Source organism: Buchnera aphidicola str. Ua (Uroleucon ambrosiae), assembly GCF_000225465.1.
Lineage (GTDB): Bacteria > Pseudomonadota > Gammaproteobacteria > Enterobacterales > Enterobacteriaceae > Buchnera > Buchnera aphidicola_B.
Window position 1 is genome coordinate 298260 of sequence record NC_017259.1, and the last position, 15307, is coordinate 313566.

The 15307-nt window shown below is 22.5% G+C and carries 12 protein-coding genes; 7 read left to right on the forward strand and 5 right to left on the reverse strand.

Features of this window, described 5'->3' with window-relative positions; translation table 11 throughout:
* Positions 1-50 precede the first annotated feature (50 nt).
* The gene (locus tag BUAMB_RS01330; protein ID WP_014499987.1) at positions 51-842 is read right to left on the reverse strand and encodes an inositol monophosphatase family protein; all 792 of its coding nucleotides are present in this window, start codon (positions 840-842) and stop codon (positions 51-53) included.
* A gap of 204 nt (positions 843-1046) precedes the next feature.
* Between BUAMB_RS01330 and BUAMB_RS01335 the strand changes: the two genes are divergently transcribed.
* The 4 genes from BUAMB_RS01335 to glyA are packed head-to-tail and all read left to right on the forward strand — an operon-like array spanning position 1047 to position 5891.
* Complete coding sequence (locus BUAMB_RS01335) at positions 1047-2132, forward strand: bifunctional tRNA (adenosine(37)-C2)-methyltransferase TrmG/ribosomal RNA large subunit methyltransferase RlmN (protein ID WP_014499988.1); 1086 nt, start codon at positions 1047-1049, stop codon at positions 2130-2132.
* A 55-nt stretch (positions 2133-2187) separates the two neighbouring features.
* Complete coding sequence (gene ispG / locus BUAMB_RS01340; RefSeq protein ID WP_014499989.1) at positions 2188-3315, forward strand: flavodoxin-dependent (E)-4-hydroxy-3-methylbut-2-enyl-diphosphate synthase; 1128 nt, start codon at positions 2188-2190, stop codon at positions 3313-3315.
* A 14-nt stretch (positions 3316-3329) separates the two neighbouring features.
* On the forward strand, positions 3330-4604 hold the full coding sequence (gene hisS, locus BUAMB_RS01345) for a histidine--tRNA ligase (RefSeq protein WP_014499990.1): 1275 nt from the start codon (positions 3330-3332) through the stop codon (positions 4602-4604).
* Positions 4605-4637: 33 nt separating this feature from the next.
* Positions 4638-5891, forward strand: coding sequence for a serine hydroxymethyltransferase (gene glyA / locus BUAMB_RS01350; protein ID WP_044035055.1), 1254 nt, complete (start codon positions 4638-4640; stop codon positions 5889-5891).
* 52 nt (positions 5892-5943) lie between these two features.
* Here the strand turns inward: glyA and bioD are convergent, their stop codons facing one another.
* Positions 5944-6618 (reverse strand): dethiobiotin synthase, encoded by a 675-nt coding sequence (bioD, locus tag BUAMB_RS01355; RefSeq protein WP_014499992.1) that lies wholly within the window; start codon positions 6616-6618, stop codon positions 5944-5946.
* Between the two features lie 341 nt (positions 6619-6959).
* Entirely contained in the window at positions 6960-7991 is a 1032-nt protein-coding gene (gene bioB, locus BUAMB_RS01360; protein WP_014499993.1) for a biotin synthase BioB, read from the reverse strand.
* 79 nt (positions 7992-8070) lie between these two features.
* Between bioB and bioA the strand changes: the two genes are divergently transcribed.
* Positions 8071-9357, forward strand: a complete 1287-nt coding sequence (gene bioA / locus BUAMB_RS01365; protein WP_014499994.1) for an adenosylmethionine--8-amino-7-oxononanoate transaminase — start codon at positions 8071-8073, stop codon at positions 9355-9357.
* Between the two features lie 8 nt (positions 9358-9365).
* Here the strand turns inward: bioA and BUAMB_RS01370 are convergent, their stop codons facing one another.
* Positions 9366-10370 carry a beta-propeller fold lactonase family protein gene (locus BUAMB_RS01370; RefSeq protein ID WP_014499995.1) on the reverse strand — a complete coding sequence of 335 codons (1005 nt, stop codon included), beginning with the start codon at positions 10368-10370 and terminating at the stop codon, positions 9366-9368.
* A gap of 108 nt (positions 10371-10478) precedes the next feature.
* Positions 10479-12917 (reverse strand): transcription-repair coupling factor, encoded by a 2439-nt coding sequence (gene mfd / locus BUAMB_RS01375; protein WP_014499996.1) that lies wholly within the window; start codon positions 12915-12917, stop codon positions 10479-10481.
* A 502-nt stretch (positions 12918-13419) separates the two neighbouring features.
* Here mfd and BUAMB_RS01380 point away from each other — a divergent pair.
* Both BUAMB_RS01380 and lolD read left to right on the forward strand, forming a co-directional pair.
* The gene (locus BUAMB_RS01380; RefSeq protein ID WP_014499997.1) at positions 13420-14616 is read left to right on the forward strand and encodes an FtsX-like permease family protein; all 1197 of its coding nucleotides are present in this window, start codon (positions 13420-13422) and stop codon (positions 14614-14616) included.
* On the forward strand, positions 14609-15295 hold the full coding sequence (gene lolD / locus BUAMB_RS01385) for a lipoprotein-releasing ABC transporter ATP-binding protein LolD (RefSeq protein ID WP_014499998.1): 687 nt from the start codon (positions 14609-14611) through the stop codon (positions 15293-15295). The genes BUAMB_RS01380 and lolD overlap by 8 nt, the downstream gene beginning before the upstream one ends.
* Positions 15296-15307: the final 12 nt, after the last annotated feature.

The following is a 15307-nucleotide window of genomic DNA, read 5'->3' on the forward strand; positions in this document are numbered from 1 at the left end:
TATTTAATTTTAAAAATATAAAAAATCAAAATATCATTTTTAATTTATGTTTAAAAATGATACTCTTGTATTTTTTCTGCAATTAATTTAACAAATTGTGGGTTACTAATAATATAGCCATAAAAATTATTATTGTCATTTACTTTTTTAAAAGTATTTATTAAACAACCAGATTCTCGAACTTGTAATTTACCTGTTACAAAATCATAAGCTTCTGAATGAAAATAAAATAAACAATCTATTTTTCCGGCTGCAACATAGGCTAAATCGAGTATAGTAGAACCTGTGCATCTTAAAGAAATTCCACACAAAATTAATTTTTGATATATTTCACTATATAGTAATGTATTATCAAAATTTTTATTAGGTAAATGCACTGCTGCTGTAGTAGAATATAAATTATTAAAATTACTACATCTTGTTCTATATCCGTTTAATTGCGAACCTTGTCCTTTTATAGCTGTAAATAAATCATTCTTTATAGGATCATATATTACAGAAATTTCATTTATGTTTTTTGTGAAAATAGCGATAGAAACACAAAAATGTGGAAAATATTTAATAAAGTTATTTTTTCCATCTAATGCGTTAATAATCCAAATAGTATTTTTTTCATATTGATTTAATAAATGACATTGATTATCTTTTAAAATAATATGATTAGGATAAGATTTATATATAATATCACTAATTAATTTATTAGTTTGATATATAATGCTTTTAATAAAAATCTTCTTTTTTTCTTTATCTTCTTTAATAAATTTACGTATATCATAATTTTGAATAATAAAATTTCCTCCTTTTCGTACTGCACGAACAGCAATATTTAACATTGGACGCATTATACTCTCCTGTTTATTTATATGATTTATTAAAATATTAACATATTTTCAATATATTTAGTATTCAATTAAAATTAATTTATTTAAAAGATAATACGATTTGTTAGAAATATAAAAAATGTTTATCATTATTTTTTAATAAGAAAATAATAATTTTTCATTGAAAAAAAAATATTTTAAATATCATATATGTTAGGTTTATAAATGTATAAAAATATTAATATAACGCAAATTTCTAAATCTAAAATTAATTTGTTAGATTTAAATCGAAAAAAATTAAAAATTTTCCTCATGTCTTTAGGAGCTAAAAGTTTTTCTACACAACAAATTATGCACTGGATGTACAATCATTACTGCGATGATTTCAATAAAATGCTAAATATTAGTATAAAAATTAGAAGTAAATTATATGAACAATCTATTATATTTGCATCAAAATTTATAGAAGAAAGAATTTCTTTTGATGGTACGATTAAATGGATTACTTCTATTAATGATCAGAAAATAGAAACAGTTTATATACCAGAAAAAAAACGTGCTACTCTATGTGTTTCTTCACAAATTGGATGTCCTTTAAAATGTCATTTTTGTGCTACTGGACAAAACAATTTTCAAAGAAATTTAAAGGTATCTGAAATTATTGCACAAATTTGGCAAGCAAATAAAATACTAAAAAAGAAAAATATCAAAAATCGTATTACTAATATAGTTTTTATGGGAATGGGTGAACCTTTATTAAATTTAAATAATGTTGTAACTGCAATACAAATTATTTTAGATGAATATGGTTTTGGTTTATCAAAACGTCGTATTACTTTATCTACATCAGGAATTGTGCCAGCATTAGATAAATTAAAACACATGATTGATGTTTGTTTAGCAATTTCCTTACATGCTCCAAATGATTATATAAGAAATTTAATTATGCCAATTAATAAAAAATACAATATTAATTGTGTTTTAAATTCAGCAAAAAAATATTTACAATATTCTCATGCTAATCGAAATGGTATTACAATAGAATATGTTATGCTTGATAATATTAATGATTCTAATAATAATGCCGAAGAATTAGCTAATTTATTAAAAAATATACCTAGTAAAATTAATTTAATTCCATGGAATTCATTTTTAGGTTCATCTTTTATATGTAGTAATATGAATAGAATTAATATTTTTGCAAATATTTTAAGAAATAAAGGATTTATTGTAATTATTAGAAAAAATAGAGGACAAGACATTAATGCAGCATGCGGTCAATTAACCGGTAAAATAGTAAAATATGATTAACTAACAAATTATTTTTAGCGTTTCACTATTTATACAATATACTAAATAAAATATTATGAATATATATCAAAAAATTAATAGAAAAAAATCTGATCGTATTTATGTTGGAAAAGTTCCTATTGGAAATAATGCTCCTATTTCAGTACAATCAATGACTAATACTAAAACTTCAAATACTTTAGAAACCATTAATCAAATTTTAGAATTGCAAAAAGTAGGCGCTGACATTGTTCGTGTTTCTATACCCACTTTTAAAGCTGCAGAATCTTTTAAAATAATTAAAAAAAATATTAAAATACCATTAATCGCAGATATTCATTTTGATTATAGATTAGCTTTAAAAGCTATAAAATATGGAGCTGATTGTTTAAGAATTAATCCTGGTAATATTGGTAATCAAAAAAAAGTATTAGAAATTATTAATTATGCTAAAGATAAAAATATTCCGATTCGAATTGGTGTTAATGCAGGATCTTTAGAAAAAGATATATTAAAAAAATATAAATTACCTACTTCTGATGCTTTAGTAGAATCAGCTATGAGAAATATTGAATATTTTGATAATTTAAATTTTAATCAATTCAAAGTAAGTGTAAAAGCATCTAATGTATTTTTAGCTGTTGATGCATATAAAATATTAAGAAATAAAATTACACAACCTTTACATATTGGTATAACAGAAGCGGGCGGATTAAGAAATGGAACTGTAAAATCTGCAATAGGTATGTCTATTTTGTTATTAGATGGTATTGGAGATACATTAAGAATTTCATTAGCAGCTAATCCTATTGAAGAAGTCAAAGTAGCTTATGATATTTTAAAAGTTTTAGGATTAAGATCAAGAGGCATTAATTTTATAGCTTGTCCTACTTGTTCTAGACAAGAATTTGATGTAATTCAAGTAGTAAATCAATTAGAAAAAAAATTAGAGGATATTACTACCTCTTTAGATGTATCAATTATTGGTTGTATTGTAAACGGAATCGGTGAAGCAAAAATAGCAACATTAGGATTAACTGGAGGTTATAAAAAAAGTGCATTGTATGAAGATGGGATACGTCAAAAAAATAAATTAAATAATGAAAATATTATAGAAGATATGGAAAAAAAATTAGAAAAAAAGTATATGAATTACAAAATGTCAAAAAAAAATAAAATTCATTCTTATTTATGCATATTTTAAAACAAGAGAAAATAGTGAAGAAAGCAATTCAATCAATTAGAGGGATGCATGATTATCTCCCACAAGAACTAATAATTTGGAATTATGTAGAAACTATATTAAAAGAAATACTTACTAGTTATTGTTATTTAGAAATTAGATTACCTTTATTAGAAAAAACTACTATTTTTAAAAGAGCTATAGGTGATATTACTGATATTATAGAAAAAGAAATGTATTCTTTTAATGATCGAAACGGAAATAGTTTAACTTTACGTCCAGAAGGTACTGTAAGTTGCGTTAGAGCTATAATACAAAATAATTTATTACAAAAGAAAAATAATCGATTTTGGTATATAGGTCCAATGTTTCGATATGAAAGACCACAAAAAGGAAGATATCGTCAATTTCATCAATTAGGAGCAGAAGTATTTGGAATAAATACAATAGATATTGATTTAGAAATGATTATGTTAATACATCGTATATGGAAAATTATTGGAATTAATTCATATATTAAACTAGAGATTAATTGTATTGGGTCTAAAATAGAACGTTTTGAATATAAAAAATCATTAGTTTTATTTCTTAAAAAATATGAACATTTATTAGATGAAGATTGTAAAAGAAGACTGCATACTAATCCACTGCGTATTTTAGATACTAAAAATCAAGATATAAAAAAAATATTAATAAATGCACCATTATTAAGTGAATATATTAATGGTCATACTAAAAAATATTTTAATAATTTGTGTAATATGATGAGTTTTTATGGTATTGAATATGAATATAATCCTAATTTAATAAGAGGATTAGATTACTATAATAACACAGTTTTTGAATGGACAAGTAATGAATTAGGATCACAACATACCATTTGTGCAGGAGGTAGATATGATTCTTTAGTTCAAGATATGGGGGGGCCAAAAACTCCAGCTATAGGATTTGCAATAGGGATAGAACGTTTAGTTTTATTAATTAAATTAAAAAAAATTTTTTCTAAAACATTAGAAGAAATTAATATTTATATTATTTTTATTGAAAATGATAACAAAAATAATGCTATTAAATTGTCTGAAGAAATAAGAAATCTAAATCCAACATTAAAAGTTTTTATTAATTTTTTTAAACAAAATATCAAAAAAAAAATAAAACATGCTATAAATTCTTTAGCCAAAATTATAATTTTTATAAAAAATGAAGAAATAAAAAATAATATTTTTGTAGTTAAAGATTTAAAAAAACATACAGAACATTTTCTTTTAAAAAAAGATCTTATGATTAAAATTCAAGAAATGTTTAAATAATTTTTTTTAATATAATTAAATTTTCAGGTAAAAATATTGAATAATAAAACAGATTTTTCAAAATATGATCCAAAAATATGGTATGCAATAGAAAAAGAAAAAAAAAGACAAGAAAATCATATCGAATTAATTGCATCAGAGAATTATGCTAGTCATTATGTTATGAATGTACAAGGTTCACAATTAACTAATAAATATGCAGAAGGATATCCTGGAAAACGTTATTATGGTGGTTGTAAATATGTAGATATGATAGAAGAAATAGCAATTAATCGAGCTAAAAAATTATTTCATGCTGACTATGCTAATGTCCAACCTCATTCTGGATCTCAAGCAAATTTTGCCGTTTATACAGCGTTATTACAACCTGGGGATACAATATTAGGTCTAAAATTATCACATGGAGGTCATTTAACACATGGTGCTTCTGTAAATTTTTCAGGAAAAATGTATAATGTTATTTCATACGGTGTAGATGATAATGGAATAATCAATTATGAAGAATTATTATATTTAACTAAAAAAAATAAACCTAAAATGATTATTGGTGGTTTTTCAGCATATTCTGGAATCTGTGATTGGAAAAAAATGCGCGATATTGCAGATATAGTCAATGCTTATTTTGTTGTAGATATTGCGCATATTGCGGGTTTAATAGCAGCGAAAATTTACCCTAATCCTATTAATTATGCACATGTAGTCACTAGTACAACTCATAAAACATTAGCAGGACCACGTGGAGGATTAATTCTTGCTAAAAATGGAAGTGATGACTTATATAAAAAATTAAATTTATCAGTTTTTCCTGGTGCACAAGGAGGTCCATTAATGCATGTTATTGCTGGAAAAGCTATAGCATTTAAAGAAGCTTTAGATCCTAAATTTAAAATATATCAGCAACAAATAATAAAAAATTCTAAAATTATGGTAAAAAGTTTTTTAGAAAGAGGATATACAGTTATATCTGGACAAACTTGCAATCATCTTTTTTTGATTGATTTAACTAATAAAAACATTACTGGAAAAGATGCAGACATTGCTTTAAGTAAAGCGAATATCATAATTAATAAAAATACTATACCTAATGATTGTCAAAGTCCTTTTATTACCTCAGGTATACGCATTGGAACTGCAGCTATTACAAGACGTGGTTTAAAAGAAAAAGAGTCTTGTAAAATATCATATTGGATTGCTAATATTTTAGATGATATTAATCACACAAAACATATTTTTAAAATTAAACAAAAAGTATTAGAAATTTGTTCAAAATATCCTGTTTATATTTAAAATATATCTTTAAACATATATATGTCAAAATTTTTATAAAAATATTTTAGTTTTATTTAGGAAGTATTAGTTGAATGTTATTTACATCTATTTTATTTTGATCTTGTAGATATGGAACTACACCTAAAAAAGGAGATTTAATATAATTTAATAAAGTTTTTATATAATCTATATTATATTTATTTTCTGGGAAAATATTATTAGCTATCCAACCTCCACATGTAATTTTTTCAGAAAAAATAGCTTTTTCTGTTAAAATAGCATGATTAATACAACCTAATTTAATTGCAATAATTATTACAACAGTTAATTGTTCTTGTTTCACCCAACTTGAAAAAGTATCTTTATAAGATAATGGTGTGTACCATCCACCAGCTCCTTCTATAATGATCCAGTTACTTTTTTTTTCAATGTTCTTTAAACCTAAAGACATTTTGTTTTGTGTAATATTTTCATTATAAAGATCACTTAAAATATGAGGAGGTGCGTTTTCAGAAAATGAAATAGGATTAATTTCTTTTGCAGTTAATTTTATAGAACTATTTTTTTGTAAAATAATTGTATCATTATTTAAAATAATATTTGATGTTTTTTTACCTCCTGAAGAAATAGGTTTATATGCTGCTGTTTTATAACCATATTCAGAAGCTTTCTTTAATAAAATACTACTTACAATAGTTTTACCGACATTAGTATCTGTTCCAGTAATAAAAAATTTTTTAATCATACAATATTCTTATTTCAATTGCAAAAAAAAATATATTTATTATATTATTATATATTATTAATATTAATAATAGATTCCTTTCAAATAAATTATTTTTACAAAAAATTTTGTACAAAAAATATATCTTAAAATTGTGTAACTCAATATAGATTATTATTTATATTTTAAAATATTATATAATAATAATAATAATATTGAGTTACTATTATAATCAAATAAAATCATTCTTAATGAAAACAAGTATTTCATTTTATTGATGAAAATTTTACAATAAAAATATAACTATTTTAAAAAAATATTGTATAATTTATGAATTCAAACGTAATTAATTGTTTTTTAAATTATGAAACATCTGCATTATAGTATTGATTTTTATTAATTTTTGATAATTTTATAAAAGATTTAGTTTTCAATTTTTGAGATATATTTTGTTTTTTATACTCTGGAGATAAATTTAATTTTTTTAATAATTTTAAATCATGTTTTTCATCTGGATTATCTGCAGTTAATAATTTACATCCATAGAAAATAGAATTTGCTCCAGCCATAAAACACATTGCCTGAGTTTGATCATTCATATTTTTACGTCCAGCAGATAATCTAATATAAGATTTTGGCATCATAACGCGTGCTGCAGCAATGATACGAATAAAATCAAATGGATCGACATTAGTATTATTTTCCATTGGAGTACCTGGTATTTTAACTAACATATTAATAGGTACACTTTCTGGTTGAATGGATAAATTAGATAACTGCATTAATAATTGCATACGATCTTTTATTTGTTCTCCTAAACCTATAATGCCTCCAGAACAAATTTTTATTCCAGAATCACGAACTATATTTAGTGTATTTAGTCTTTCTTGATATGTACGAGTAGTAATTATATTTTTATAAAAATTTTTAGATGTATCTAAATTATGATTATAAAAATCTAAACCTGCATTAGATAATTTTTTTGCTTGTGTATCAGTTAAAGAACCTAAAGTCATACATGTTTCCATACCTAACTTTTTTATTTCTTTAATAATTTTTTCTAAATACGGTATATCTTTTTCTTTTGGATTTTTCCATGCTGCTCCCATACAAAATCTACTAGAACCTGAAGATTTTGCTTTTTTTGCGGCATTAATAATTGTTTCTATTTTTAATAAAGGTTCTGTTTGTAATCCTGTTTTATATCTAGAACTTTGTGGGCAATATTTACAATCTTCTGGACACGATCCTGTTTTTATTGATAGCAGGGTGCTAATTTGTATCATATTAGGATTAAAATATTTTCTATGTTCTTGTTGGGCTTGAAATATTAAATCAAAGAAGGGTTTTTTAAATAGTGTCCTCGTTGCTTCTAGAGTCCATATTTTTTTCATGCTTATCTCCAAAAAAATATATTTTTTCTTTAATTAAAGGTTTATACTTAATTATTTAATATTTTATATATAAATTATTATGAGTCAATCTGATACATTTTTTGATTATAAACATATCTGGCATCCCTATACTTCAATGATTAATCCTATTCCTTGCTATACTGTCATGTCTGCTAAAGGAGTATATTTAAAATTAAAAAACGGGAAAAATATAATAGATGGCATGTCTTCATGGTGGTCAGCTATACATGGTTATAATCATCCTATTTTAAATAAATCTTTAAAAAAACAAATTAAAAAAATGTCACATGTGATGTTTGGTGGAATTACACATCCTCCAGCTATTGCATTATGTCAAAAACTTATATCTTTAACACCAAATAAACTAGATTGTGTTTTTTTATCTGATTCTGGTTCAGTTGCTATCGAAGTAGCGATAAAAATGTTAATACAGTATTGGCAATCTTTAGGTCAAAAAAGAAAATTATTTTTAACGATCCGAAATGGTTATCATGGAGATACTTTTGCAGCAATTTCTGTATCAGATCCGAAAAATTCTTTTCACAAAATATATCACAATTTATTACCAAAAAATTTATTTGCTGATGCACCAATTTCTTCTTTTCATAAAGATTGGAATACTAGTGATATTACATCTTTTAAAAAAATAATAGAAGAAAATGCTCCTAAAATAGCAGGTGTAATATTAGAACCTATAGTGCAAGGTGTAGGTGGAATGAATTTTTATCATCCAACTTATTTAAAAAAAATAAAAAATTTGTGTAAGTATTATTCTATTCCATTAATTTTTGATGAAATTGCAACTGGATTTGGAAGAACCGGTAAAATGTTTGCTTTTGAACATGCTAATGTTGTACCAGATATACTATGCCTAGGAAAATCAATCACCGGTGGTACAATAACTTTAGCTGCTACTTTAACATCACGAAATATTGCTGATACTATTAGTAAAAGTGAAACTAATTGTTTTATGCATGGACCAACTTATATGGGCAATCCATTAGCATGTGCTGCAGCTAATGCTAATATAAAAATATTAAATACAAATCAATGGAAAACACAAGTACCTAATATTGAAAAACAACTTTTGAAAAAATTATTACCATTAATTAATCATCCTTATGTAATTGACGTACGTGTTTTAGGAGCTATTGGAGTAATTGAATGTTCACGTTTAATTAATATATTTTTAATACAGAAATTTTTTGTCAAAAATGGTGTTTGGATTAGACCATTTAAAAAATTAATTTATATTTTACCGCCTTATATTATTACTAATCGTGAATTAAATAAGTTAACTAATGTTATTTTAGAAGCGTTTAATCATCATGCTTTATTTATATAAATATTATTTTAATCCAGTTGATGTATAAGTATCCATATAGGCCTCTTGCCTGTATTATATATATTTATTTTTTTTAATTCTCCAGTACTTTGAGAAATATTATATATAATAAATGTATTAGATTTTTCTCCAGCAACTATTAAATATTGATCTTTATAATCAATACAAAATGATCTAGGTTGATCTTCTGTTTGATAACTTTTATATAAAATAATTTTATTATTATCTGGATTAATATAAAATAATGAAATGATGCTTAATAATCGATCAGTAGCATATAAAAAACGCCCGCATGACGTAACATGAATGTCAGCAGACCAATAATGTTTTAAAAATTGTTTATCGGTAATATGTATATTTTGTATATTTTTTATTTCTATGATATTTTTTGTGTTATATATCTTCCATACATCTATTGTCCCGTTTAATTCGTTGATAGTATAAATAACATCTTGATTAGGATGAAATGCAATATGACGAGGTCCTGATTTTTTTTGAGCATAAAGTATTTTTTGTTCAGTATTTTTTAATATTCCAAAATATGTTAAATAATATAAATAAATACAATCTTCTTTTAGAGAAGTAATAAACAAGATATTATATTTATAATTTATTTTTGCAGCATGACAACCTTTTATATCATAAATAATTTGTATAGGATTTTGAAGTTGACCATCCATATCTAATGGAGCAACGATAAGAGAATTAGTATGATAAGAACTACAAAATAAAAATTTTTGATTTTGATCAAAAGAAAGAAAATTTGCTTTTCCAGGAAAAGAAATTTTACTCTTCTCATAAAGACAACCCTTTGCATCTATATTATAAGTAATAATTTCATTATTTTTAGACAGTCCAGCATATAATAATTTTTGATTTTTAATAATTTTAATAGGTTGAACTTCACTATATGTATCTACGGTTTGTATTAAATGCATCTTTCCATTATCGCATAAATTCCATACTTCTATACTCTGACTATCTGAATTAGAAATATAAACTATTCTTTTCATATAATTCCTTTGATATTTTAATCACACAACAATACTTAAAAATTTTTTAAAATTAACATAATACAAAATTGATTGAATTTTATTCAGATAACATTACATAAGAAATATTTATACATTATGATTATATAAATTTTTTAATATATCTAGAATCCACTTAAGACGTAAATAATCATTATCAAAATGAATAATAAACTTGATTTTTGTTGTATCAACCATTTTCCAAATATGAGGTTCTTTTTGAAATATTTTAAGTAAATATTTAATATTTAAAAAATTTTCATTATAGAATTTTATTAATCCTGTTTTATGATTAGATTTTATATATTTAATCCCAATTTGATCAGCTATTAATCGAATCTTAGCAATTATAATTAAATTTTTAGCAAAATCAGGTAATTTTCCAAATTGATCAATTAGTTCATTTTGTATTTCTTCTATTTCTTTTTCATTTATAGCATTAGAAAGTCTTCTATAAAAAAATAATCGTGTATTTACATCTAAAATATAATCATCAGGTAATAAAGAAGAGACATATAATTTAATATCTAATGATTTTTCTAATCTTTTATTTTGAGAAAATAGTTTTCCTTTTTTTAATAAATTTACAGCATTATTTAATAATTCTATATATAAAGAAAAACCTATATTTTTTATATGACCACTTTGTTCTTGACCTAAAATTTCACCTACCCCTCGAATTTCAAGATCTTGATTAGATAAAGAAAAACCACCACCAAAATTATCTACTGAAGAAATTGCTTCTAATCTTTTTTTTGCATCTGAAGTAATTGTTTTAAAATTATTCACTAATAATAAAGCATATGCTTGATTATTCGATCTTCCAACACGACCGCGAAGTTGATGAAGTTGAGATAATCCAAAATGATCTGCATTTTCAATAATAATTGTATTTGCTTTAGGTATATCAACACCGCTTTCAATAATTGTAGTACAAACTAAAACATTAAATTGATTATTATAAAATTCATGCATAACTTTTTTTAAATCAATATTATTCATTTGACCATGTCCGATTCTAATATTTGCTTCGGGGATTAATATTGATAATTTTTTAGCAACATTGATGATATTTTGAACTTTATTATATATGTAATAAATTTGTCCGCCTCGTGTTATTTCACGTAATATTATTTTTCTTATTAATAAAGGATTATATTCTTGAATAAAAGTTTTAATAGCTAGTCTCGTAGATGGAGGACTAGAAATAATAGACAAATCTTTTATACCCGTCATTGCCATATTTAAAGTTCGGGGTATTGGTGTAGCGGTTAAAGTTAGAATATCAATATTAGAATACATTTTTTTTATAATTTCTTTATGATGTACTCCGAATCTATGTTCTTCATCAATAATTAACAATCCAAGATTAAACCATTTTATTTTTTTAAAAAGTAATTTATGAGTACCTATTACAATATTAATTTTTCCATTTTCAGATTGTTGAAAAATGATATTTTGTTCTTTTAATGTTTGAAATCTAGATAATATATTAATCGAAAAAGAATAATTGCAAAAACGTTTTTTAAAATTTTCATAATGTTGTTGTGCTAATAAAGTAGTTGGTACTAACACAACAACTTGTTTGTTATTAGAAACAGATATAAAAGCTGCTCGCATTGCAATTTCTGTTTTACCAAAACCAACATCACCACAAATTAAACGATCCATAGGGATAGATTTTGACATATCTTCTATCACAGATGTCATTACTGCATGTTGATCTTTTGTGATTTGAAATAGACAATCATTACAAAATTGTTTATATAATTTTATATCTATTTTAAAAACATAGCCTTTTTGAATTGCTCTGTTTGCATGAATTTTTAACAAATGTGATGCATGATCATGAATAATATTACTAATTTTATTTTTTTCTTTATTCCATTCTTCACTTCCTAATTTATGCAGAGGAGCATCTTCTATTGATGTTTCATTATAAGGTAAAATAAGATGTAAATATGATACTGGTACATATAATTTATCTCCTTCTGCATAAGCAATAATTAAATATTCTGATTGTATACTAGCTGTTTTAATAGTAGTTAAACCTTTATATCTTCCTATTCCATGTTCAATATGTATAATAGGATGATTGAAAATTAACTGAGATAGATTCCCCTTTTTAGAAAGATTAATATTTTTTTTTATATCAGAATCATTTTGATGATTAATTAATTCTGGTAATAAATCTTCAATACAAATGAATAAAATATTATTTTTTTTATCTAAAAAACTATTTTGAATGTTATCGATCATATAAAAATAATCAATATTTTGATTTATATTAAGAATATTTTTGATATATTTTGGATATATATTATGTTTTTTTAAAAATTGTAAAAACTTTTTTAAATATTTATTTTCTGTTAAAGAAAAAATTATTTTTCCTGAAAATGAAGATACGCAAGATAATAATTTATTAATTTTTTTTTGATTATTAATATCTTTAAATAAAATTAATATTTTTTTATATTTAAAATTAATATTATTTTGATTTTTTAATACTTTTTTTTCTGTAATTTTCATAGAATATAATTTTTTAAAAAAAATAATTATTAATTTTTAATAAATTATTTTATTGTTAATAAATTTTAATATATATAAAATCTAAATGGTATTGTATATTTCTTATAATACATATAATTATCAATATGTATTCTGATTTTTTTTAAGATTATTCAAATATATTATTTAATAAAATATTATGTAATAATTTTAGTTATTAAAAATATTTCATAAAACTATTTTCAAATAATATGTCAGTAATATAATGTCGAATGACATAAATATTATTTCAATAATATTTTTAAGATTGATAAATATACTTTTAAATTTTCAAATATTATTTTGAAGTGTAAAATATTAATATGTACTATGTAATAGTTCATAATATAATTTAAGATGAAAAAATATATAAATTTTTATTAATTTTTATATATCAATATATTTTTTTAATATTAAAAATTTTTATTTTTAATAAAATACTTAAACAATAAAAGACTTTTATTAATTTAAAGATTTCAAAAAAATGTATAAACCTATATATCTCTTTATTGCTTTACGTTATTTATGGAATATTAATTTACCTAATTTTAAAAAATTTTATTTTTTATCCATTACTAGTATTATGATAAGTACATTTTCTATTGTGATTACAATATCTGTTATAAATGGATCTGAAAATAACTTTAAAAAAAATATTATATCTTTCATTCCTCATCTAATTATCACTAACCATGATCAATATGTTAAAAAATCAGATTTTCCTAAACAAATTTTAAACATCAATAACATTAAAAAAGTTTCTGATTTAATTACAAAAGAAATTATTGTTCAAAGTAAAAATAATATTTCTATAGCAGAAATTATTGGTATTGATGAAACTAATAATTATAATATAAAAAATTACAATCAAAAAGATATTCTAAAAATACTCAATCCAGGTCAATATAATATAGTCATTGGAACACACTTAGCTAAAAAACTTCATGTTTATGTTGGCGATAAAATTAATTTAATACTTTTATCTAATAAAAAAAATAATTTTTCAGGACAAATTTTTAATCAACATATATTTAAAATTGTTAATATTTTTTCTACTCAAAATGAAATTGATTATTATCAAATCATAATGAATAAAAAAGATAGTTTGAATTTTTTAAAATATTCTAAAAATTATGTTAGTGGTTGGAGAATATGGTTACATGATCCATTAAATTTAAATTTATATGAATTTAAAAAAATAATAAATAAGTTAACATTAATTGATTGGAAGCTACAAAAAGGTGAATTATTTAAAGCAATGAAGATTGAAAAATATATTATGTTATTTTTATTTTTTTTAATCTTAATCATATCTATTTTAAATATTTTCATAAATTTAACTACATATATAGTAGAACATAAATATGTTATTGCAATTTTACAAATACAAGGGTTATCTAATTGGAAAATTATGTTAATATTTATTATATTTGGTTCAGGAAATGCTATTATTGGAAGTATTATAGGAACTATTATTGCAATTGTATTAATAATGCAAAATGATTTTTTAAAATTTTTTATTAGTTATTGTTTTAAAGAAAATGATATATCAATAATTATGATACCATCTCAAATTTTATGTATTAATATGATATCTATATTGCTTGCTATTTTTTCAACATTGTATCCTACTTGGAATGCTGTACAATCAAAATCAGCTCGAGTATTATCTAATGAATAATATTATAATTCAATGTATCAAGTTAAGCAAATCTTATAAATATCAAGATGTACATTATGATATTTTAAAAAAAATATCATTTAAATTAAAAAAAGGAGATATTTCGGGTATTATTGGTGAATCGGGTTCAGGAAAAACAACCTTTTTACATTTACTTTCTGGATTAGATACTCCTACTTCTGGAAGTGTGTTATTTAATGGTCAATCATTTAATTCTATGACATCGAATGAAATTGCAAAATTTAGAAATACAAAATTAGGTTTTATTTATCAATTTCATCATTTAATGTTAGATTTTAATGTTTTAGAAAATGTTGCCATGCCGCTTTTAATTAATAATAACAGTATAAAAAAATCTAAAGAAATAGCATATACAATATTAAAAAAAGTAAAATTAGAACATAAAATTAAAAAATATCCATCTGAAATTTCTGGAGGTGAAAGACAACGTGTTGCTATTGCTAGAGCATTTGTAAATACACCAGATTTAATTATAGCAGATGAACCAACTGGTAATTTAGATCAATATAATGTTAATATTATTTTAAATCTAATATTTGAATTTAATGCTAATTTTCAGACTTCTTTTATTATTGTGACACATGACTATAACTTAATAAAAAAAATGCCTTATTTATTTCAGATAAAAAATGGGAAATTATTTAATCATGAAAATTAAAAAAGGATTTAT